We start from the raw sequence: 20,924 nt of genomic DNA on the forward strand, positions 1-20,924 counted from the left end.
TGTGCCTGGCGCCACACGAGGGGCGTACGCCGGGGTCGTGCCCGCGGCGACGACGTCCTGGGCGAGGATCGGCCCGTGACCACACCGGACCGCGACGCCCTGCTCGACCTCGCCACCGACCTCGCCCGCGAGGCCGGTGCCCTCGCGCTGCGGATGCGCGAGGGCATCGAGGTCGACGAGACGAAGTCCTCGCCGACCGACGTCGTCACCGCCGCCGACAAGGCGGTCGAGCGGCTGCTCGTGGACGGGATCCGCGCGGCCCGGCCCGACGACGGGCTGCTGGGGGAGGAGGGGGCCGCCACCGACGGGACCACCGGGGTGCGGTGGGTCGTCGACCCGATCGACGGCACGGTCAACTACCTCTACGGCATCCCGCAGTGGGCGGTCTCGATCGGCGTCGAGGTCGCGGGAGTGCGCACGGTCGGTGTCGTCTTCGACCCCGCGAAGGACGAGCTGTGGCAGGCGGTCCTCGGGTCGGGGTCGACCCTCAACGGCCGGTCGCTGCGGGTCACCGCGTGCACCTCGCTCGACCAGGCCCTCGTCGGGACAGGCTTCGGCTACGACGCCCGCCGCCGCGCCGCGCAGTCCGCGCTGCTGCCGACGCTGCTGCCCGCGGTCCGCGACATCCGGCGGGCGGGGGCCGGTGCCCTCGACCTCTGCTCGGTCGCCGCGGGGCGGCTCGACGCCTACTACGAGCAGGGGCTCTCGCCCTGGGACCTCTCGGCCGGGGGACTGGTCGCGACGGAGGCCGGCGCGCTCGTCACGGGCCTGCGGGGGCGGGACGCGGGCTACGACCTGGTCCTCGCCGCGACCCCCGGGGTGCATGCCGCGCTGCACGACCTGCTGGTCGCTGGCGACGCGGACCGCGCGCCCTTCTGACCTGACCGTCGACCCGACCGAGGCGGGGGCCCGCAGTTGGTCGGGGGGATCGCACTTCGGCAGGCTGGGCCGGGGGTATACCGAGACAGAGCACCGCACAGCTGGGTCAGACGACCCGAGGGCGGCCTTGACCTTGCCCCCAGGGGGACCCGTGAGCAGCGCCGAGAGCGACCCGTCCGACCCCACCCATGCCGCGCAGACGCGCGTCACCGAGGCCTACGCCGCGGCGCGCCGCGGCGTCTACGACCTGCTGCCGAGCGGCGCCATCGCGATGGACCTGCTCAGCAGTGCGCAGCGCGGCATGCTCGTCGAGCTCGAGGCCGCGGAGCAGCACCTGCTGGTGATGCGGTACGGCATCCCGCATCCCCGCTGAGGACTACGGCAGCAGGTCGCGCACCACGCTGACGGGGCAGGTCGGGGCCGCGTAGCCGGGGTTGAAGGGGTCGTAGACCGTCACGCAGGGCTCGGGTGCGGCCATCGCGGCGGGGGCGAGCGCCACCGTCGCGGCCACAGTGGCGAGGGTGAGGGACAGGACGCGGGTCACGCGCACCGGTGCTCCAAGGGGTGAGGGGCTGGTCGTGGCGCGGAAAAGTAGCAGCGCCCGCCGAACGAGGCGTGCACCCTGCCCGCTACGTTGCGCGGATGAGCCTCGACCCGCTCGTCCAGCGGCTGCTGGACCGGACCGCCGCCTTCGGCCTCGCGCCGTTCGCCGAGGTGGGTGCTGTGGCGGCCCGCGAGCAGACGGAGCTCGTCGCCGGCATCCGGCGCAGGCGGGCGGTGCTGCCCGAGCTCGCGTCCTACGAGCACGGCACCGTCGCCGGCCGGCCGGCGGTCACCGCGACCCCGCTCGGTGACGGCCCCTTCCCGGTCGTGCTGCACCTGCACGGCGGCGGCTGGGTCGTCGGCAGCCTCGCCAGCTACGAGGTCGACATCCGCCGGCTCGCAGCCGACCTCGGCGCGGTCGTCGTGGCGCTCGACTACCGGCTCGCTCCGGAGCACCCGTGGCCGGCGGCGGTCGACGACGCGTGGGCTGCCCTGCTGGAGCTGACCGCCACCCACGACCGGGTCGCGGTGGCCGGCGACAGTGCGGGCGGCAATCTCGCCGCGGTCTGCGCTCGCCGGGCCCGTGACGCCGGCATCGCGCTCTCGGGACAGCTCCTCGTCTACCCGGCGACGAGCCAGGCCAGGCACTTCCCGTCGTACGACGAGAACGGTGTCGGCCTGCTGCTCGACCGCGACACGATGCGTTTCTTCTCCTCCTGCTACCTGCCCCCCGGTGCCGACCGCACCGATCCCGACCTGTCGCCTCTCGAGGCCGATGACGTCGCGGGCGTGGCGCCGGCGGTGGTGACGGTGGCCTCGCATGACCCGCTGCGCGACGAGGGCCTGGCCTACGCCGAGAGGCTCCGCGACGCGAGTGTCGCCGTGACGGTCGTCGTCGCGGACGGGCAGGTGCACGGCTACGAGGCGTTCGCCCCGGACATCCCCGGGGCGGAGAGGGCAGTCGTCGCGTCGCGCGACGCGTTCAGGGGGTTGTTGTCGTGACGGAGCTGGCCGGCTGGGACCTCGGGTCCTTCACCGACGGGGGCACCACCTACCCGACCTACCGTCGCGGCAGCGGGCCGGGCGTCGTCGTCATCCACGAGATCCCCGGGATCACCCCGCTGGTGAAGGGGTTCGCCGAGGAGGTCGTCGACAGCGGCTTCACCGTCGTCATGCCGTCGCTGACCGGCACGCCGGGTGAGGCGACCACGCTGCTCAACACCCTGTCGTCGCTTCGGACCGTCTGCGTCAGCAGGGAGTTCGCGACGCTGGCCTCGGGGCAGACCTCGCGGATCGCGGTCTGGCTGCGGGCGCTGGCCAAGCAGCTCCACGGCGAGCTCGGCGGCCCCGGTGTCGGCGCGCTCGGCATGTGCTTCTCCGGCGGCTTCGCGCTGGCGATGATGGTCGAGGAGCACACCGTCGCTCCGGTGCTCAGCCAGCCGTCGCTGCCCTTCCCCGTCGGCAGGAAGCTGGCGGCCGACGTCAACCTCTCGCCGGAGGACCTCGCGGCTGTGAAGGCGCGCACCGACTGCCCGGTGCTGGGTCTGCGCTACACCGGCGACAAGGCCGTCGGCACCCGCTTCGACACCTTGCGCGCCGAGCTCGGCGACCGCTTCCGGGCGGTGGAGTTCGAGGGGCGCAAGCACTCAGTCGTCACGATGCACCGGCAGGACAGCGCGGTCGAGGCGGTCCTCGCCTTCTTCCACGAGCGGCTCGATCAGAGCACCGAGCGGTAGACCTCCACGGTCTGCTCGGCGATCGCGCGCCACCCGAAGCTCTCGACGGCGCGGGCACGGCCGGCGGCACCCATGGCGGCCGCCCGAGAGGGGTCCTCGAGCAACTCCGTCAGGGCGCGGGTCAGGGCCGCCTCGAAGGCTGCGGTGTCGTCGGCGTCGTAGTGGACGAGCAGCCCGGTGACGCCGTCGTCGACGACCTCGGGGATGCCGCCGACGTCGGAGGCAACGACCGCCGTGCCGCAGGCCATCGCCTCGAGGTTGACGATGCCGAGCGGCTCGTAGACCGACGGGCACGCGAAGACGGTCGCGTGCGACAGCAGCTGCGCGACGTCGGCCTTGGGGAGCATCTCGCTGAGGAGCACCACGCCGTCGCGGCGCTCACGCAGCGCGGCGACCAGGGCGTCGGTCTCCGCGGCGATCTCCGGGGTGTCCGGGGCCCCGGCGCACAGCACCAGCTGGCCGGGCAGGTCCGCGGCCGCGCGCAGCAGGTGCGCGAGCCCCTTCTGCCGGGTGATGCGACCGACGAAGACGGCGTAGGGGACTGCCGGGTCCACGCCGTGGCGCTCCAGCACGTCAGTCGCCCCGACGGGGGAGTAGGCCACCGGGTCGATGCCGTTGTAGACGACGTGCACCCGGTCCGGGTCGAGCCGGGGGTAGGCGTCGAGGACGTCGCGACGCATCCCCTGCGACACCGCGATGACGGCGTCCGCCGCGTGCACCGCGACCGACTCGGCCCACGACGACACGGCGTAGCCGCCCCCGAGCTGCTCGGCCTTCCACGGCCGGTGCGGCTCGAGCGAGTGCGTCGTCACGACGTGCGGGACGCCGTGCAGCAGCCCACCGAGGTGGCCCGCCAGGTCGGCGTACCAGGTGTGGCTGTGCAGCACGTCGCAGCCGCCGAGGGCCGCCGCGACCCGCAGGTCGGTCGACAGGACCTGCAGCGCCGCGTTGGCGCCGTCGAGCCCCGGGTCGCTGCCGTGGGCCGTCGCGTCGGCCCGCGGGCCCCCGAAGCAGTGGACGTCGACGTCGACCAGCGCCCTCAGCTGGGCGGCCAGGTGCTCGACATGGACCCCCGCTCCGCCGTAGACCTCAGGTGGCCACTCGCGCGTGATCAGACCGACTCGCATGGTTCGACGCTAGTGGGACAGGATGAGGGTCATGAGATCGACTCCGCGCGTGCTCGGGATCGTCCTCGCCGGTGGGGAGGGCAAGCGCCTTGCGCCCCTCACCGCCGACCGTGCGAAGCCGGCGGTGCCCTTCGCGGGCATCTACCGGCTCGTCGACTTCGTGCTGTCCAACCTCGTCAACGCCGACTACCTGCGCATCGTCGTGCTGACGCAGTACAAGTCGCACTCGCTGGACCGGCACATCACGACGACGTGGCGCATGTCGACGCTGCTCGGCAACTACGTCACGCCGGTGCCGGCACAGCAGCGCCTCGGTCCGCAGTGGTTCGCCGGCTCCGCCGACGCCATCCACCAGAGCCTCAACCTGGTGTACGACGAGAAGCCCGACCACGTGGTCGTGTTCGGGGCGGACCACGTCTACCGCATGGACCCGGCGCAGATGGTGGAGCAGCACATCGCCTCGGGGGCGGGCGTCACCGTCGCCGGGATCCGCGTCCCGCGGTCGGAGGCGTCGGGGTTCGGGGTCATCCAGACCGGGTCGGACGGGCGCACGATCGAGGCGTTCCTCGAGAAGCCGACCGACCCGCCCGGCCTGCCCGACGACCCCAACACGGTCTACGCCTCCATGGGCAACTACGTCTTCACGACCGAGGCGCTGCTCGAGGCCGTGAAGATCGATGCCGACGACGTCGGGTCGGTGCACGACATGGGCGGCAACATCATCCCGATGCTCACCTCGAAGGGCATGGCGCAGGTCTACGACTTCAGCGACAACGTCGTGCCGGGGGCGACCGAGCGCGACCGCGGCTACTGGCGCGACGTCGGGACGCTCGACTCCTACTACGACGCCCACATGGACCTCGTCTCGATCCACCCGGTGTTCAACCTCTACAACCGGCAGTGGCCGATCCTCACCAGCGCGCCGTCGCTGCCGCCCGCGAAGTTCGTCTTCGAGGAGGCCGGCCGCACCGGCCACGCCGTTGACTCGCTGGTCAGCCAGGGCGTGATCCTGTCCGGGGGCACCGTGCGCAAGTCGGTCGTCAGCCCGGGGGTGCGGGTGCACTCCGGTGCCGAGGCCAGCGGCAGCGTCCTGCTGCACAACGTCGACATCGGCCGGGGCGCCCGGGTGCAGCGGGCCATCCTCGACAAGAACGTCGTCGTCGAGCCGGGCGCCAAGGTCGGCTTCGACCCGGAGCACGACCGGGCCCGAGGCCTGAAGGTCACCGACTCCGGGGTCGCCGTCGCCGGCAAGGGCCTGTTCATCCCCGTGTGACGCCCGTGCCCGTGCCCGTGCCCGTGCCCGCAACCTCTCCGCAAACTCCGCCTCCGCCTCCGCCTCCGCCACCGCATCCGCCACCGCATCCGCCACCGCATCCGCCACCGCATCCGCCACCGCATCCGCCACCGCATCCGCCACCGCATCCGCCACCGCATCCGCCTCCGCCGGATGTGGCGATCACGAAGGGGGCCCGAAACATCAGTGATCGCCACATCTGCCGGGGGCGCTGTCTGGGACGCCCGCGCCAGGCTGGGTTGTGGCGATCACGGTGAGGGGCGTGAGCGTGCGTGATCGCCACATCTGTCGGCGACGCGGTCTGCCGCGCCAGCCCCAGACGTGGATCTGGCGATCATGGTGGGGGCGTGAGCGTGCGTGATCGCCACATCGTCGAGGGAGGAAGGGCCGGCGGCAGGCGGGGCGCGGCGGAGTCGGGTGGGGACGGCCAGCCTGGGCTTACGGGGGCTTCACGCACCGGTACCTACGGTCGGGTCCGTGCGCACCACCGCGCTGGCTCTCGCTGGCTCTCGCTGCCCTCGCTGCCCTCGCTGCCCTCGCCGCCCTGGCCGTGACCGGCTGCTCCGCCGACCAGCCCGACCCCTCCGGCATCGAGGGTCTGCAGCTGGTCGAGGTGACGGAGCAGTCCTCGACCGAGCGGCACACGACCGAGCGGGGTAGCGACTACCTCACGACGCCGCCGGCTGGCGGCCGGCACTGGCCGGCCAACGCCCCCGACGTCGCGCCTGGCGTGCTCGGCTGGCTGCGCTGCGGGGTCTACACCGCGCCGGTGCCGTCGGAGTTCGCGGTGCACTCCCAGGAGCACGGGGCGGTCTGGCTGACCTACCGTCCCGGCGCGACGCCCGCGGACGTCACCACCTTCACGGGGCTCGCCGCACGCGACCCGGCGTACGTCCTGGTGTCGCCCTTCCCCGGCCAACCGGGGGCGTGGACCGCCTCGACCTGGGGCGCGCAGCTCACCGTCGAGGCTCCCGACGACCCGCGGCTCGCGGAGTTCGTGCGGGTCTACGCCGGCGGTGGCCAGGGCGGGGAGAAGGGCGCGGACTGCGTGGGCGGGACGCTGCCGGACGTGGCCGAGGCCGCGCTCGCGGCGGCTGAGCGCAAGGCCGCCGGCTGACTCAGGCGGGCAGCGGGTGCCGCAGCCGCGCGGTCAACGAGGAGGGGTCGAGCTCGGCGGCGTCGGTGGTCGCGAGCCAGTCCTGCAGGACGGCGGCGAGCCGACCCGGCTCGGTGAGGTGCGGGAAGTGGCCGCTCTGCTCGAACACCTCGAGACGCGCGGTCGGCACCGACGCGCAGAGCGCGCGGCCGTGCTCGGCCGGGATGATCGCGTCCTTGGCTCCCCACACGACGAGCAGCGGGAGGTCGACGGCGAGGTAGAGCCGGTCGCGGGCGTCGACGCGCTGGCCCCGGACGTCGAGCACGGAGCGGCAGGTGTGGACGAAGGCCTGCCGGGTCGCCGGGTCGCCGAGCGAGGCGAAGCCGACCAGCGCCTCGGCGACACCGGCAGGGACGGTCACCCCGGCCTTGGCCAGCAGTCGACCGACCGCCGCGCCGGTCGCGCGCACGGGGGAGGAGGCGATGACGGGCAGCACGAGCTCGGAGCCGGGCAGGGTCGCGGCCCGCAGGAAGGGCGAGACGTCGGGGCCGAGACCGCCGGCGCACACCAGCGCGAGGCGCTCGACGCGCTCCGGGAACTGGTAGGCGAACTGCATCGCGATGCCGCCGCCGAGGGAGTGGCCGACCAGGGTGACGCGGTCGTGGCCGAGCGCCGCGAGCAGGTCGCGGATGCCGCAGGCGTGGGCGCCGAGGGAGTAGTCGCCGCGCGGCTTGGCGGACTCGCCGTGGCCGAGCAGGTCGGGTGCGATGACGCGGTGGGTCCGGCCGAGCACCGCCATCACCTGCTCCCACTGCTTCGCGCGGGAGGCGATGCCGTGGACGAGCACGACGACCGGGCCGCTGTCGCCGGCGGTGGCGTAGCGCACGAGGTTGCCGTGGACGGGCAGCGCGTCGTAGCGGACGGTCGCAGCGAGGGAGGTCATGGCTCAAGTGTTACCCGCGGTAACACCGATGCACAACGGGTCGCGGACGTGACGCGCGTCCCGCTTGACAGCAGACCACCGGCACCCGACTGTTACCGGCGGTAACACCCCTGACCCGTGGAGGCTGAGTGACCGCGCTCGACGACCGCCCCCCGGTCGCGCTGCCCGCGTTCGCCGACGCCGTCGGGGTCGGCACGGCGATCGACTCCTTCGCCGGCACCGCGCGAGCCGCCTCCTACGGCGCCCAGCTCCGGCGGGTCCGCGAGGCCGCGGTCGGCTTCCGCAGCGACTTCGCCGCCACCGGCACCCCCACGAGCGTCAGCACCCACGACCTCGTCACGCTGCCCTACCCGACCCGCTTCGGGCTGTGGCGCGCGGCGCTGACGCCGTCGCCGTACCTCTCGATCACCAACCGGATGCTGGTCGTGCGCTGGGACGAGGGCGGGCGCACCCGCACGCTGGTCTTCGAGCCGAGCGACCACGAGCTCGGCGAGGCGACGCCGTTCTTCCGCGACCTCACCGCGAAGACGCCCGGCTTCGTGCAGGACAAGATCGTGACCCGCCACGGCACCGCGCTGACCCACCTCGCCGCGCTCGGGATCGCACCGGAGGAGGTCGACTACCTCGTCTTCGACCACCTGCACACCCAGGACGTCCGGCGCTGGGTCGGCACGACCCGTCCGCAGGCCGACCTCGGTGAGGTGAGCGCTGCGTTCCCGAACGCCGTGCTGCTCGTCCAGCGCGAGGAGCTCGACGCGCTCGCCGACCTCGCGCCCCTGCAGCTGCCGTGGTACCAGCCGGAGACCTACCGCGACCTGCCGCCTGAGTCGGTGCGCGCCCTGGACGGCGACGTGCTGCTCGGGCCGGGGGTCGCGCTGCTCGCCACACCGGGCCACACCCTCGGCAACCAGTCCCTCTTCCTCAACACCGGCACCGGCATCTGGGCGGTCAGCGAGGACGTCATCGCCGTCGAGGCGATGGTGCCGGAGCACTCGACGATCCCCGGCGTTGCGCGGAGCGCCGCCAAGTGGGGCCGCGAGGCCATCCTCAACGCCAACACGCCCGAGGCGTTGGCCGACCAGTACACCTCGATCGTGAAGGAGAAGGCGATCGTCGACAGCTCCGTCGTCGACGGCCGCTTCCCGCAGTTCCTCCCCTCCAGCGAGCTCACCGCGAGCCGATGGTTCCCGGGCACCACGCCCACGTTCACGCACCGCCAGATCTCACACAGGAGCAGATGACATGCCCGGCTTCACCCTCGAGCTGACCGAGGACCAGCAGACCCTCCAGAAGTGGCTGCACGAGTTCGCAGAGACCGTCATCCGCCCTGTCGCCGCGGAGTACGACGAGCGGGAGGAGACCCCCTGGCCGGTCATCCAGGAGGCCGCCCGCGCCGGGATCTACTCCCTCGACTTCTTCGCCTCGATCTGGGGCGACGAGACCGGCATCTCGCTGCCGGTCACGATGGAGGAGCTCTTCTGGGGCGACGCCGGCATCGGCCTGTCGATCGTCGGCACGACGCTCGGCCTCGCGGGCATCCTCGCCAACGGCACGCCCGAGCAGCTCGGTGAGTGGGCGCCGCAGTGCTTCGGCACCCCTGACGACGTCAAGCTCTGCGCGCTGGCGGTCTCCGAGCCCAACGCCGGCTCCGACGTCAGCAGCCTGAAGACGCGCGCGGTCTACGACGAGAAGACCGACGAGTGGGTGCTCAACGGCGTCAAGACCTGGATCACCAACGGCGGCATCGCCGACGTCCACGTCGTCGTCGCCTCGGTCGACCCCGAGCTCAAGGCCCGCGGCCAGGCGTCGTTCGTCGTCGGCCCCGACCAGAAGGCCAAGGGCACGCTGCGGCAGGGCCAGAAGTTCCAGAAGCACGGCATCCGCGCGTCCCACACCTCCGAGGTCATCCTCGACGACTGCCGGATCCCCGGCAGCCAGCTGCTCGGCTCCAAGGAGAAGCTCGACGCGCGCCTCGCGAAGGCCCGTGAGCGGGCGGCCGCTGCGGCCCGTGGCGAGTCCGTGGCGACCGCGCGCGAGAAGGGCGGCCAGGCCGCCATGGCGACCTTCGAGGCCTCGCGCCCGTCGGTCGGCGCGCAGGCCGTCGGCATCGCCCGCGCGGCGTACGAGTACGCGCTGGACTACGCCAAGACCCGCGAGCAGTTCGGCCGGCCGATCATCCAGAACCAGGGGATCGCCTTCCAGCTGGCCGACATGAAGACCAAGCTCGACGCGTCGCGCCTGCTGGTGTGGCGGGCCGCCTGGATGGGCCGCAACGGCGTGCCGTTCACCGCGGGTGAGGGCTCGATGTCGAAGCTGTTCGCGGGCGAGGCCGCTGTGGACATCACCGACAGGGCGATCCAGATCCTGGGCGGCAACGGCTACACCCGGGAGTACCCCGTGGAGCGCTGGCACCGCGACGCCAAGATCTACACGATCTTCGAGGGGACCAGCGAGATCCAGCGCCTCATCATCAGCCGCGCGATCTCCGGGATGCAGATCCCGTAGTGACCGTCGCCCCGCTGCAGGACCGCACGGCCCGTCGGGAGGAGCTCCTCGACGCGGCCGATGCGGTCGTGCAGCGGGAGGGGGCCGACGCGTCGATGGCGACGATCGCCGCGGAGGCGGGCATCACCAAGCCCGTCCTCTACCGGCACTTCGGCGACAAGGGCGGGCTCTACGCCGCCCTCGCCGAGCGCCACACGGCCCGCCTGCTCGTGGACCTGCGCGCCGCGCTGGAGTCCGGGGGCACCCGCGAGGAGCGGGTGCGCCGGACGATCGGCGCCTACGTCGCCGCGATCGAGGCCGAGCCGCAGGTCTACCGCTTCCTGGTGCGCTCGACCGAGGTGGCGTCCACCGCGCCGGGCCAGGTGCGCTCCTTCATGGCCGGGGTCGCGGGGCTGCTTGCCCAGGGCCTTGAGCATGAGACCGGGGGAGGCCCGACGCGCAGCGGCGCCTGGGCGCACGGCATCGTCGGCATGGTCCAGGCGGCGGGCGACTGGTGGCTCGAGGAGCGGCCCTGCCCGCGCCAGGAGCTGGTCGACGAGCTCGTCGGCCTCCTGCTCGGGGCCTACGCCGTGGCCTGACCGTCCCGGACGCGGCGGTGAGGTTCACTTCTGGTGTGTCATCTGGCCCGACGCTGCGCCGGAGCCGCCGCCGTGCACCCCGGTGGACGGCGCGGCGCAGGCTGCTCGCCGCGCTGCTGCTGTTCGTCGCGGTAGGGGCGGTCGCGCCCCTGGCGGCGGCCCTCGACCCGGTCACGGAGGGCGTCGACACGCGCGTCGTCCTCGACAGCGGCCGCGCCTACGTCCTGCACGTCCCCCCGGCGCAGCTCGAGCACCCGCGCAGCGGCGACGGCCGGCCGGTCATGGTGGTCGTGCACGGTCTCGACTCCAACCCCGATGACGCGGCCAAGACCACCGGGTTCGACGCCCTCTCGGACCGCGACGGCGTGCTCGTGGCCTATCCCGAGGGCGTGCGGGACTCCTACAACGCCGGGCTGTGCTGCGGGCCGGCCTCGAGGTCGCGGATCGACGACGTCGCCTTCCTGGCCGAGGTCGTCGCGGACCTACGCCGGCGCGGCGCCGGCCGGGTGTCGGTCGTCGGCTTCTCCAACGGCGGGATGATGGCCTACCGCTTCGCCTGCGAGCGCCCCGAGCTCGTCGACACCGTCGGGGTCGTCAGCGGCACGCTGGAGGTGCCGCGCTGCCGCGGGCCGATCAGGGCGCTGCACTTCCACGGCGACGACGACACCTCCGTGCCCTACCGGGGCCGGGTCTACAGCACCCGACTCGAGGCCTTCCTCCGCGACGTGCGCACGATCCCCGCCGCTGCCCCGGGCAGCGACATCACGATCCGGGTCCTGGACCCCTACCCGCACCGCTGGACGCAGCCGGGCGACCCTGTCGACGCCACCGACGAGCTGTGGCGCTTCGCGGAGATGGACCGCTAGTCCAGAGGTGCGGGTGGTCGACATCACCCTGCGGGACACCCGTCCGGTGCCTCTCGCCGCCCGACACAGGGGCTACCCTTCGGCGCTCGTCCAGCAGACCGGCGTCCCGCTGGACGGGTGGGCAGGCCCCTGCGCGGGCAGGCTGGGCACAAGTTCGACGCCCCGTGCGTTGTCCCGCCGGCAGGACGCTGCCAACCGCACTACGACCAGGAAGGGCCCGAGACCATGGCCACCGACTACGACCAGCCCCGACGGTCCGAGGCCGACGACCTCGGTGAGGACTCCCTCGAGGAGCTGAAGGCGCGCCGCGCCGAGGCGCAGGCGAGCAGCGTCGACGTCGACGAGGCCGACCTGGCCGAGGCCCTCGAGCTGCCCGGCGCCGACCTGTCGGGTGAGGAGCTCACCGTGCGCGTGCTGCCCAAGCAGAGCGACGAGTTCACCTGCTCGTCGTGCTTCCTGGTCCACCACCGCAGCCAGCTCGCCTCCGACAAGGGCGGCCGCCTGGTCTGCCGCGAGTGCGCCTGACGCAGACGTGGAGACCGGCGGCGTGAGCGACGCGCAGGACCGCACACGGGACCTGCCCGGCGCGCTCGCCCGGCTCACCGACGACAGCACCGGGCAGCAGGACCGTGCGAGGGCGCTCGTGGCGGTCGCGGGCCTGATCGGCAGCGGAGCGCGCGAGGCGGGGGCGCGCGCGGCCGTCAGCGGGCGCTGGCTCGCCGATCTCGTCGCCGACGTCGCGCCCCACCTGCCGGTCCGGGACCTGCTGACACTGCGCCAGCACCACGGCGGGCTGTCCGGTGACGCCCTCGCGGAGTCGCTCGTGCGCAGCGCGTCACGGGCGACGGCGGCGGTAGGTGCGCTGGGCGGGACCGTGTCTGCCGCCCACCTCGCCGCGCCGCCGACGCTGCTCGCCGCGCCCGCGACGCTCGCGGCCGAGACCCTCGCGGTGGTCGCCGTCGAGCTCAAGCTCGTCGCGGAGCTCCACGTGGTGTTCGGGCGCGCACCGGTCGGGACGCGGGGCCAGGTGGCGACGGCGTACCTCTCGTCGTGGTCGGCGAAGAAGGGCCTCGACGTGCGCGGGGGCGCCCCGGGGCTCGCGACGGTGCTCGGCACCGCGGCGCGGCAGCAGCTGCGGTCCCGGGTTGCCCGCCGACTGGGTCGCAACCTGTCGTCGCTGGCGCCCTTCCTCACCGGCGCGGTCGCGTCGGCGGAGCTCAACAGGCGTGAGACCGTCAAGCTGGGGGACGCGCTGCGGGCTGACCTGCGACCGGTCGAGCCGGCGCCGGGCGGCCGGGCCAAGGGCCTGCTGCGCCGTCGCTAGGCCGCGGGACTGGTCACTTCTGACCAGTGCGGATCACCCCGCGGTGTCAGGTGGAGTGCCGGAAACAGCCCGTACCGTCCCTGTGGGGTCCGCACCGGACCTCGGACGGAGGTGTCATGCCCGCCGCGCTGTCCGCCCCCGCGGACGCCCCCCGCTCCACCGGCCTGCTGCCGGCTGCGCGAGGTGAGGCCGTCGCGATGCTGCTGCGCGCCGCCGTGCTCATGCTCGCGAGCGTCACTCTGCTGCTCGCCGAGCCCGACACCGCTGCGGAGGAGCGCCGCTTCCTGCTCGCTGGTGCCTGGCACCTCGCGGCCATGGTGGCCTGCCTGGGGCTCGCTGCGGCACTGGTCAGGGTGCGCAGCGCCGCGCTGTCGTGGCGGGCGACCCTCGTCTTCGCGCTGCTCGACGTGGCCGCCTACGCGCTCTACAGCGCGCTGTTCCACGACCTGCAGGGCGCGGGGACGACCTACGGCATCTTCGTCCTGCTCATGGCTCCCGTCCGATGGGGGTGGGCCGGTGCGGCGGCCAGCATCCCGGTCGTCAGCGCGATCGTCGCGGTCTGGCCGCAGCGCGAGCCCGACGGACGCCTGATCGCGCCGCTCACCGCGCTCCTGCTCTGCGTGGTCTTCGCCTTCCCGGCCGCCGCCATCAGCACCCTCGTGCGGCGGTGGGCCGCGAGGCTGCGCCAGGCGGAGGGGCTGCTCGCGGGAGCCTTCGCCCATGCCTCGACGGGCATGGCGCTGCTCGACGAGCACGGTGCGCTCCTGCAGGTCAACCACGCCATGGCCCAGCTCCTCGGCGCGGACGAGGCCTCGTTGCAGGGCACGCCGTTCCTGCGGCACGCGCTGGCCGACGACCGCGCCCGCGTGACAGCGGCGCTCGCGACGCTGTCGCCCAGCCGCCGCGGGACGCGCGCCGAGGTCCGGTTGCGGGGGGCGGACGGCACGCTGCGCTGGGTGCTGCTCGCGGCGTCGTGGATGGACGGGCAGGCGGGGGTGCCACCCCGGGTCGTCATACAGCTCGAGAACGTCACGGAGCGCAAGCGGGTGGAGCAGCGCCTCTCCCACCAGGCCAGTCACGACGAGCTGACCGGGCTGCCCAATCGCACCATGCTGCGCGAGCAGCTCGACCTGGCGCTGCGTGCCGGCGAGCACGTTGCGGTGCTCTTCATGGACCTCGACCGCTTCAAGGTCGTCAACGACGGGTTGGGTCATGCCGCCGGGGACCGGCTGCTCGTGCAGGTGGGGCAGCGCCTCGACGCCACCCTGCGACCAGGGGACCTCGTGGCGAGGCTCGGGGGCGACGAGTTCGTCATCATGGCGCGGCGGGTCGAGGGCGAGAGCGACGCGCGGCTGCTCGCCGACCGTGTCCTGGCAGCCCTGCGCTCGCCGATCTCGCTCGGCGACCACCTGGAGGTGGTCAGCGCCAGCATCGGCATCGCGCTGTCCGGCCCGGACACCACCGGCGACGTGTTGCTTCGGGACGCCGACACCGCGATGTACCAGGCGAAGGGTGCGGGCGGCGCGCGCGTTGCGGTCTTCGCACCGCAGATGCGCGAGCAGGCCGTCTCCGCCCACGAGCTCGAGGTCGACCTGCGGCACGCCCTCGCGGCCGGTCGGGTGCGCGTCGTCTACCAGCCCTCGGTCGACCTGGTCACCGGGCGGATCGAGGGCGTGGAGGCGCTGGCCCGGTGGCATGACGACGTGCGTGGCGACGTCCCCCCCGGGGAGTTCATCGCCGTCGCCGAGCAGAGCGAGCTGATCGGCGAGATCGGTCGGTTCGTGCTGCGCCAGTCTCTGCAGGACCTCGTGCGCTGGTCCGGTCGTGGCCTGGCCCACGTGCCGTCGGTCGCGGTCAACGTCTCGGTGCGTCAGCTCACCGACCCGGCGTTCCCGCCGCTCGTGGCCTCCCTGCTCGACGACACCGGTGTGGACCCCGCGAAGCTCTGCCTCGAGGTCACTGAGACGGCGCTGTCGGGTGACGTGGACCCGGTGGTCGCCGCGCTCGCCGCACTGCGCGAGATCGGCGTGAAGCTCTCCATCGACGACTTCGGCACGGGTCACGCGTCGCTGACCTACCTGGCTCGCTTCCCCGTCGATGTCGTGAAGGTGGACCGCACCTTCGTGGTCGGCGTGGGTGTCGACGCCGGCAGCGCGGCCATCGTCGGTGGCGTCGTCGCCATGGCCCACACCTTCGGGCTGAGGGTCGTGGCCGAGGGGCCGGAGACCACCGAGCAGCTCGCGCTGCTGCGCGACCTGGGCTGCGACCAGGCGCAGGGCTTCGCCTACGCCCGGCCGCTCGACATCGACGCGCTGGTCGACCTGCTCGACAGCTCCGGTGCCCGGATGGTGCCCGCGCCGCGGCGCCCCGAGCCGTCCCCGACCCGCTCGGTCGACGAGTCGCGGCGCTACCGCCTGCTGCTGGACGGGGCCCGTGACATCACGGCCTGCCTGCAGGTCGACTCGGTGCTCGAGCGGGCCTTCGTCGTCCTGCGCCGGGTCATCGACTTCACCGGCGGCTCGATCCAGCTCGTCGACGGCGACGTCGTGCGGCTCGCGGCGACCGACCCGCCCGCGACCCCCGAGGCGCTCGGGGCGAGCATCCCGCTCGGCCAGGGAGTCGGCGGCACCATCGCGCAGACCGGTGAGCCCCGCTACCTGCCTGACATCACGGTCGCCTCCACGGTCACGGCCAAGCGGCGTACGACGGGCACCTCGCTCGGCGTGCGCAGCTGGTACGGCGTGCCGCTCGTCGCCGAGGGCCGGGTCATCGGCGTCCTGCAGATCGACTCCACCGAGGTCGACGCCTTCGGTGAGGACGACCGGCTGCTCGTGCTGTCCTTCGCGCCGCTGGTCGCCGCGGGGGTGCAGAACGCGAGGTCGTTCACGAGGGAGCTCAACGCGCTCCAGGAGCGCCCCAGATGAGGCCCCCGGCTACGCCAGCGAGGTGATGAACCCGCGCACCATCGGGTTGAGCACCTCCGGGTGCTCGAACTGCGGCACGTGGCCGCAGTCCTCGAGCACGACCGAGCCGGCGTCGGGCAGCGCGTCGGCGACGTGGCGCGCGAACGACGACGGGACCAGCCGGTCGCGGTCGCCCCACACGAACAGCGCCGGCGGCACCAGCCCGGGCAGTCGGTGCCAGAACCCGGTGCGGCCGTAGGCGTCCTCGAGGTAGATCTGCCGGGCGCACTGGAAGAACGCCACCCGGTGCGACGGCGAGCGCATGACGCGGCGGAACTCGTCGGCGGCAGCGTCGTACCAGGAGCGGGGCAGCCGGTCGGGGACGCTGAACATGCCGCGGATGCCCTCGACGACGAGCCGGTGCGAGACGACGACCGGCAGCCGGGCCAGCTCGGGGGGCATGACGCGCACCAGCGGCACCCACTGGCGCAGTCGCCGGAACGCCGGCGAGGGTGCGAGCAGGACGACACCGCGCACGCTCTTCGGGTGGGTCAGTCCGGCCTCGAGCGCCAGCCGGCCGCCGAGGGAGTTGCCGACGAGGACCGCGCCACGGCTGCGGGTGGCGACCTGGAACTCCTCGAGCCAGGCGGCGAACCACGCCGGGGAGTAGGGGCCGCTCGGGGCGGCGGAGGCGCCGAAGCCGGGGGAGTCGGGGGCGATGACGCGGTGGTCGTGGGCCAGGTCGGCCAGCGTCGGCAGCATGGAGGCGTTGGTGGCGCCGAGGCCGTGCAGCAGGATCACGGGCGGGGCGTCGAGAGGACCTGCCTCGAGGTACGACGTGCGCACCCCCATCGCGCTGACCTGCAGGGCACGCGGGAAGCGGTCCGGCCGGTCCGCTGCGTCCCCACCGGCCTCCCACAGGCCGTCGAGCTGCAACGACAGCGCGAGGTCACCACGGCAGGTCACGCGGCCGTCGAGGAAGGCCTGGACGCCGGACTCCCGGCCCCCAACGATGTCGGCCAGCACCCCCGCGGTACCGCTGATGACCAGGGTCGGGTCGGGGCTGCTGCCGCGCCGGACCGACCCACGGCCCTTGTCGAGGGTCACGGTCCAGACACCGGCGTGACCGGCGTCGAAGACGACCCGCGCGGACCGGCTCGACAGGACGGTGCCGGCCAGACCGCGTCGCAGACGCAGGGAGAGCAGGCTGTCGAGGTCCGCGCCGTGCGACGCGGCGGCGGCCGTCACCAGTGGGTCACCTGCGCATCACGACGCCACGCTACCCACGTCAGAGCACGCGGACCGCCAGCACCACGCCGAAGGCCACCAGCCCCAGCCCCGAGGCGATGTCGACCCCGCGCAGCCCCCGGTCGGTGACCCGCCCGCGCACCAGCCGCACGACTCCGGTGAGGGCGGTGAACCAGATCAGCGTGCCGAGACCGATTCCCAGCAGGAGCAGGCCGGTCCCCGCGGCACCGCGGGTCAGCTCGGCGGTCGTGGTTGCGAGGAAGACCGCGGTCCAGGCGGCGATCGTCATCGGGTTAGACGCGGTGGCGGCGAGGCTGGTGCGTAGGGCACGGGTGGGAGTCGCGATCTCCGCCGGCAGATCGCCGGCGAGCAGCGGCCGGCGGACGGTCTGCAGGGCGCGGAGGCCGAGGACCACCAGCACGGCGGAGCCGAGCAGGCCGAGGGTGGTGCGCAGCGCGGCGACCTCGAGCAGGCCAGCCGCGCCCGCGCTGCCGGCCGCGGCGTAGGCCACGTCGACGACGGCGGCGCCGAGCCCGATCGCCAGCCCTGCGGAGGTCGCGCCCCGCAGCACCGTGCGGACCAGGAGCAGCGAGACCGGGCCGACCTGCGCCGCGACGGCGAGGCCGAGGCCGAGGCCGGTCAGCAGTGCGGTGCTCATGCGCTGATGGTCGTCGGTCGCGCCACCGCTTTCCTCGCGCTGGCCGTGCTGGGTAGATCCGGTGTCAGCCGAGCCGTGTCAGCCGAGCGGGGGCCGTCGGTCGGGGAAGCCCGTCACCCGCTCGACCTGCGCGGCCAGGCCGAGCAGCAGCGCCTCCGAGTCGGGCGGGCCGACCAGCTGGATCGCGAGCGGCACCCCCTCGTGGGTCGACACCGGGACCGAGAGGGCGGGCTGGCCGGTGACGTTCCAGGGCGGGGTGAAGCCGACGATGCGGGGCGCCTTGACGAGGGTGGCGAGGCCGCGCAGCGCCCCGACGGCCACCGGTGGGCGGGCGAGCGTCGGCGTGACCAGCACGTCGGCGCCACCGGGCAGTGTCGCGAGCCGGCGCCCGGCCGCGTCGCCGGCGGCCACTGCCCGACGCAGGGCGCTGTCGCTGACCCGCCGACCGACCGCCGCGACGACCCGGGTGCGGAACTCCGTCGCGGCAGGGTTCGCGAGCGCCGCGTGGTCGTCGGCCGCCCCGCGCAGGAAGCGGGTCGTGAACGACGTCGGGATCCCCTTGTAGGACGGGTCCGCGGCGACGACCTCGTGGCCGAGGTCGCGCAGCAGTGCCAGCCCTGTGCGCAGGGCGCGGTGCACCGCCGGGTCGACCGGGGCGGGGGAGGCGGTGCGGGTCGACCAGGCGATCCGCAGCGGGCCGGGCTCGGTGACCTCCGCCCCGATCGACCCACCGCTCATCACCGACAGGACCAGGGCGTGGTCGGCGACACCGCGGGTCAGGCAACCCATGACGGACAGGCCGTGCCAGTGGGCGGCGTGGAGGTCGTCCTGCGACCCCATCGGCACCCGGTCGCGCTGCGGTTTGAGGCCGACCAGGCCGCAGCAGGCTGCCGGGATGCGGATCGAGCCGCCGCCGTCGGACGCCGTCGCGGCCGCCACCATCCCGGCCGCGACCGCAGCGCCGGAGCCACCCGACGAGCCACCAGGGGTGCGCGAGAGGTCCCACGGGTTGCGGGTCGAGCCCCACATCTGCGACTCGGTGAACGGCCACAGGGCGAGCTCGGGGAGCTTCGTGACGCCGACGACGACCGCGCCCGCGTCGCGCAGCCTGCGCACGACCTCGTCGTCGGCCGCAGCCGGCGGCTCGGCCGACCCGGTGCCGTAGGACGGCGGGTGCCCCTCGACCCGCACGCCGTCCTTCACCGCGACGGGGATGCCGGCCAGCGGGCGGTCGTCGTCGGCCGACAGCGCCGCGGCCTCGGTGCGGGCCCGCTCGCGGAACAGCGTCCGGAAGGCCCCCACGCGACCGTCGAAGCGGTCGATCCTGGCCAGGCTGATCTCGAGCAGCTCGGTGGCGGTCAGCCGGCCGGTGCGGAGCAGGTCGCGCTGGCCGAGCACTCCGGCGTAGGCGATGTCGTCAGGGTCCAGGGAGTCGTCCACGCCGGAACGCTAGTTGCCGACCTCTTCGAGGCCGGGCGGCAGGTGCCCGGTCGTGCGACGCCACGCCCCGGCCGCACCGCGGGTCGCGACCAGCCGCGCCACGGCGACGGCGACCCCGCTGGCCACCGCCCACTGCAGCGCGTCCGGCCAGGACGTGCCGGGGGCGGCGGGGTTGCGCGGCGGCTCACCGCCCTTGGTCGCGGCCCACCCCTTGTCGAGCACCGAGCGGCTCGCCTTCGCCGCGACCAGCCCCGAGCCGACTCCCACGACCTTCCAACCGACCTTCGCGAGCACGTGACCTCCGGCAGCAGAGCCGTACGCCGGACCCGGCGGGCCCGTCTTGACGGGTGACCTTCCCCGGCGCGGGCGTCCGGACACCCGGGCGCCGCTCGGCGGGCGTCGCGCTCAGGCGCGCGGGGCGTCCTCGGGGGACAGCACCTGCGCGAGCGCCTCCGGTCGGCGCGTGGACACGACCCAGTAGGGCGTGTCGTCGGCCGGGTCGTCGAGCTCCACGAGGACGGCCGTCTGCAGGAACCCCTTGCGGGCGAGGAACGCCCACGGGTGGCGCTGCGGACCGGACAGCCGGCGCAGCGACACCGGGTCGAGCGGCACCGCCCGGTCGACGAGCGCGACGGGGACGCGGGCGCCCGGCACGTGCAGCACGCCCTCGGCGACGCGCACGCGGCCGCGCGAGGCGCGCAGCAGCAGGACCACGGTGAGGACGGCCGCGACGACGTAGGGGAGCCACGACCGCACCCCGTCGGCGCCGCTGTGCACCACGGCGGCGAGCAGCAGCAGCATCGCGAGCGTCCCCGGCCACCACCACAGCGGGACGCGGAGCCTTTCGTCGTACTCCCTGGTAGTCCTCGTCATCGTGGGAGGAAGGGGATCTTGACCGGGAGCTTGCGCATGCCCGAGCCGACGCTCTTGAGGTAGTCGGTGACGACGGTGGGGGCGAAGGTCTCGGCGAGGATGCCGCCGACCGCGTCGACGCCGACGACGTAGCGGGCGAGCGGCACCGGGTTGGTCAGGGCGAGGCGGACGGTGCGCGCGACCCAGACCGGGTCGGGCAGCTTGTCGGAGCGGGCACCCAACGCCTCGGCGTGGGCGTAGGCCGCGGCGTAGCGCGAGCTGGTCGGCTCGGGGAAGCCGCCCTCCTTGGCCGCGGACCAGATGTCGGTGCCGAACATCCCGGGCTCGACGAGCACGACGCGGACGCCGTCCTGCTCGACCTCCATCCGCAGCGCGTCGGACAGCGCCTCGAGGGCGTGCTTGGAGGCGCAGTACCAGCCCATCAGCGGCGTGGAGAGCCGGCCGGCGACCGAGCTCATGTTGACGATGCGGCCCTCGCCGCGCTCGCGCATGGTGGGCAGGACGAGGCGGGCGATGCGCATCGGTGCGAGCACGTTGGTCTCGAGCTGGCGGCGGGCGAGCTCGTCGGTGACGTCCTCGACGGCACCGGACTGGGCGTAGCCGGCGTTGTTGACCACGGCCCACGGTCCGCCGTCGGTCATCGTGGCGACCTCGGCGAAGCCGGCCTCGGTGGAGGCGGCGTCATCGACGTCGAGCACCACCGTGCGGACGTCGAGCTCGCGGTCGGATGCAGCCGACAGCACGACGTCGGTCTTCTCGTCGCTGCGGACGGTGCCGATCACGTCGTAGCCGGCGCCGGCGAGCTCGAGCACGGTCACGAGGCCGATGCCGCTGTTGGCACCGGTCACCACGACGGACCGCTGGTGGGGGAGGGGCACGAGGACTCCTTGCGTCGGACCCCACGGTACGTC

Annotated in this window: 22 protein-coding genes; 13 read left to right on the forward strand and 9 right to left on the reverse strand. The window is 73.9% G+C overall.

The genetic code is table 11. The features are described 5' to 3' along the window. Positions 1 to 75 precede the first annotated feature (75 nt). Both Q8R60_09330 and Q8R60_09335 read left to right on the forward strand, forming a co-directional pair. A complete protein-coding gene (locus Q8R60_09330) occupies positions 76 to 879 on the forward strand; it encodes an inositol monophosphatase family protein (protein MDP3712672.1) in 804 nt (267 codons plus the stop codon). 151 nt (positions 880 to 1,030) lie between these two features. Continuing rightward, positions 1,031 to 1,252, forward strand: a complete 222-nt coding sequence (locus tag Q8R60_09335; GenBank protein ID MDP3712673.1) for a hypothetical protein — start codon at positions 1,031 to 1,033, stop codon at positions 1,250 to 1,252. 3 nt (positions 1,253 to 1,255) lie between these two features. Here Q8R60_09335 and Q8R60_09340 read toward each other — a convergent pair whose 3' ends face one another. Further along, entirely contained in the window at positions 1,256 to 1,429 is a 174-nt protein-coding gene (locus tag Q8R60_09340; GenBank protein ID MDP3712674.1) for a hypothetical protein, read from the reverse strand. A 92-nt stretch (positions 1,430 to 1,521) separates the two neighbouring features. Between Q8R60_09340 and Q8R60_09345 the strand changes: the two genes are divergently transcribed. Further along, positions 1,522 to 2,424, forward strand: a complete 903-nt coding sequence (locus Q8R60_09345; GenBank protein ID MDP3712675.1) for an alpha/beta hydrolase — start codon at positions 1,522 to 1,524, stop codon at positions 2,422 to 2,424. Further along, positions 2,421 to 3,158, forward strand: coding sequence for a dienelactone hydrolase family protein (locus Q8R60_09350; protein ID MDP3712676.1), 738 nt, complete (start codon positions 2,421 to 2,423; stop codon positions 3,156 to 3,158). Before Q8R60_09345 ends, Q8R60_09350 begins: the two co-directional genes overlap by 4 nt. On the opposite strand, the gene glgA is transcribed toward Q8R60_09350, so the two are convergent. Further along, the gene (glgA, locus tag Q8R60_09355; protein MDP3712677.1) at positions 3,140 to 4,285 is read right to left on the reverse strand and encodes a glycogen synthase; all 1,146 of its coding nucleotides are present in this window, start codon (positions 4,283 to 4,285) and stop codon (positions 3,140 to 3,142) included. The genes Q8R60_09350 and glgA overlap by 19 nt on opposite strands. A gap of 31 nt (positions 4,286 to 4,316) precedes the next feature. On the opposite strand from glgA, the gene glgC reads away from it, so the two are divergent. Together glgC and Q8R60_09365 are read left to right on the forward strand one after the other, a co-directional pair. Further along, a complete protein-coding gene (glgC, locus tag Q8R60_09360) occupies positions 4,317 to 5,558 on the forward strand; it encodes a glucose-1-phosphate adenylyltransferase (protein ID MDP3712678.1) in 1,242 nt (413 codons plus the stop codon). A gap of 571 nt (positions 5,559 to 6,129) precedes the next feature. After that, the gene (locus tag Q8R60_09365; protein ID MDP3712679.1) at positions 6,130 to 6,696 is read left to right on the forward strand and encodes a DUF3105 domain-containing protein; all 567 of its coding nucleotides are present in this window, start codon (positions 6,130 to 6,132) and stop codon (positions 6,694 to 6,696) included. 1 nt (position 6,697) lies between these two features. Here Q8R60_09365 and Q8R60_09370 read toward each other — a convergent pair whose 3' ends face one another. Continuing rightward, positions 6,698 to 7,618: an alpha/beta fold hydrolase gene (locus Q8R60_09370; protein ID MDP3712680.1), complete on the reverse strand. Its 921-nt coding sequence runs from the start codon at positions 7,616 to 7,618 to the stop codon at positions 6,698 to 6,700. Positions 7,619 to 7,746: 128 nt separating this feature from the next. Between Q8R60_09370 and Q8R60_09375 the strand changes: the two genes are divergently transcribed. The 7 genes from Q8R60_09375 to Q8R60_09405 all read left to right on the forward strand — a co-directional run bounded on the left by Q8R60_09375 (position 7,747) and on the right by Q8R60_09405 (position 15,815). After that, positions 7,747 to 8,859 (forward strand): hypothetical protein, encoded by a 1,113-nt coding sequence (locus Q8R60_09375; GenBank protein MDP3712681.1) that lies wholly within the window; start codon positions 7,747 to 7,749, stop codon positions 8,857 to 8,859. Position 8,860: 1 nt separating this feature from the next. Then, entirely contained in the window at positions 8,861 to 10,123 is a 1,263-nt protein-coding gene (locus tag Q8R60_09380) for an acyl-CoA dehydrogenase family protein (protein ID MDP3712682.1), read from the forward strand. Beyond that, a complete protein-coding gene (locus Q8R60_09385) occupies positions 10,123 to 10,701 on the forward strand; it encodes a TetR/AcrR family transcriptional regulator (GenBank protein MDP3712683.1) in 579 nt (192 codons plus the stop codon). Before Q8R60_09380 ends, Q8R60_09385 begins: the two co-directional genes overlap by 1 nt. A gap of 35 nt (positions 10,702 to 10,736) precedes the next feature. Continuing rightward, positions 10,737 to 11,567: a PHB depolymerase family esterase gene (locus tag Q8R60_09390; protein MDP3712684.1), complete on the forward strand. Its 831-nt coding sequence runs from the start codon at positions 10,737 to 10,739 to the stop codon at positions 11,565 to 11,567. A gap of 225 nt (positions 11,568 to 11,792) precedes the next feature. Beyond that, complete coding sequence (locus Q8R60_09395) at positions 11,793 to 12,092, forward strand: DUF4193 domain-containing protein (protein ID MDP3712685.1); 300 nt, start codon at positions 11,793 to 11,795, stop codon at positions 12,090 to 12,092. Positions 12,093 to 12,114: 22 nt separating this feature from the next. Beyond that, positions 12,115 to 12,891: a hypothetical protein gene (locus Q8R60_09400; GenBank protein MDP3712686.1), complete on the forward strand. Its 777-nt coding sequence runs from the start codon at positions 12,115 to 12,117 to the stop codon at positions 12,889 to 12,891. Between the two features lie 116 nt (positions 12,892 to 13,007). Next, positions 13,008 to 15,815: an EAL domain-containing protein gene (locus Q8R60_09405; protein MDP3712687.1), complete on the forward strand. Its 2,808-nt coding sequence runs from the start codon at positions 13,008 to 13,010 to the stop codon at positions 15,813 to 15,815. A gap of 9 nt (positions 15,816 to 15,824) precedes the next feature. Here the strand turns inward: Q8R60_09405 and Q8R60_09410 are convergent, their stop codons facing one another. The 6 genes from Q8R60_09410 to Q8R60_09435 form a co-directional block, all read right to left on the reverse strand. After that, on the reverse strand, positions 15,825 to 17,042 hold the full coding sequence (locus Q8R60_09410; GenBank protein MDP3712688.1) for an alpha/beta fold hydrolase: 1,218 nt from the start codon (positions 17,040 to 17,042) through the stop codon (positions 15,825 to 15,827). Between the two features lie 40 nt (positions 17,043 to 17,082). After that, a complete protein-coding gene (locus tag Q8R60_09415; GenBank protein ID MDP3712689.1) occupies positions 17,083 to 17,700 on the reverse strand; it encodes a LysE family transporter in 618 nt (205 codons plus the stop codon). A 78-nt stretch (positions 17,701 to 17,778) separates the two neighbouring features. Then, entirely contained in the window at positions 17,779 to 19,140 is a 1,362-nt protein-coding gene (locus Q8R60_09420) for an amidase family protein (GenBank protein MDP3712690.1), read from the reverse strand. Between the two features lie 9 nt (positions 19,141 to 19,149). Continuing rightward, positions 19,150 to 19,434 carry a DUF4235 domain-containing protein gene (locus Q8R60_09425; protein MDP3712691.1) on the reverse strand — a complete coding sequence of 95 codons (285 nt, stop codon included), beginning with the start codon at positions 19,432 to 19,434 and terminating at the stop codon, positions 19,150 to 19,152. A gap of 111 nt (positions 19,435 to 19,545) precedes the next feature. Further along, positions 19,546 to 20,013 (reverse strand): DUF3093 domain-containing protein, encoded by a 468-nt coding sequence (locus tag Q8R60_09430; GenBank protein MDP3712692.1) that lies wholly within the window; start codon positions 20,011 to 20,013, stop codon positions 19,546 to 19,548. Beyond that, positions 20,010 to 20,891 (reverse strand): SDR family oxidoreductase, encoded by an 882-nt coding sequence (locus Q8R60_09435; GenBank protein ID MDP3712693.1) that lies wholly within the window; start codon positions 20,889 to 20,891, stop codon positions 20,010 to 20,012. Before Q8R60_09435 ends, Q8R60_09430 begins: the two co-directional genes overlap by 4 nt. Positions 20,892 to 20,924: the final 33 nt, after the last annotated feature.

It is taken from the genome of Mycobacteriales bacterium, from assembly GCA_030697205.1.
Taxonomy (GTDB): Bacteria; Actinomycetota; Actinomycetes; order Mycobacteriales; family SCTD01; genus JAUYQP01.

Excerpts from the sequence above, each read along its gene's own strand:
- Q8R60_09345 (MDP3712675.1), top strand. The coding sequence starts at position 1,522 with ATGAGCCTCGACCCGCTCGTCCAGCGGCTGCTGGACCGGACCGCCGCC.
- Q8R60_09395 (MDP3712685.1), top strand. The coding sequence starts at position 11,793 with ATGGCCACCGACTACGACCAGCCCCGACGGTCCGAGGCCGACGACCTC.
- Q8R60_09370 (MDP3712680.1), bottom strand. The coding sequence starts at position 7,618 with ATGACCTCCCTCGCTGCGACCGTCCGCTACGACGCGCTGCCCGTCCAC.
- glgA (MDP3712677.1), bottom strand. The coding sequence starts at position 4,285 with ATGCGAGTCGGTCTGATCACGCGCGAGTGGCCACCTGAGGTCTACGGC.
- Q8R60_09415 (MDP3712689.1), bottom strand. The coding sequence starts at position 17,700 with ATGAGCACCGCACTGCTGACCGGCCTCGGCCTCGGCCTCGCCGTCGCG.
- Q8R60_09430 (MDP3712692.1), bottom strand. The coding sequence starts at position 20,013 with ATGACGAGGACTACCAGGGAGTACGACGAAAGGCTCCGCGTCCCGCTG.
- glgC (MDP3712678.1), top strand. The coding sequence starts at position 4,317 with ATGAGATCGACTCCGCGCGTGCTCGGGATCGTCCTCGCCGGTGGGGAG.
- Q8R60_09380 (MDP3712682.1), top strand. The coding sequence starts at position 8,861 with ATGCCCGGCTTCACCCTCGAGCTGACCGAGGACCAGCAGACCCTCCAG.
- Q8R60_09405 (MDP3712687.1), top strand. The coding sequence starts at position 13,008 with ATGCCCGCCGCGCTGTCCGCCCCCGCGGACGCCCCCCGCTCCACCGGC.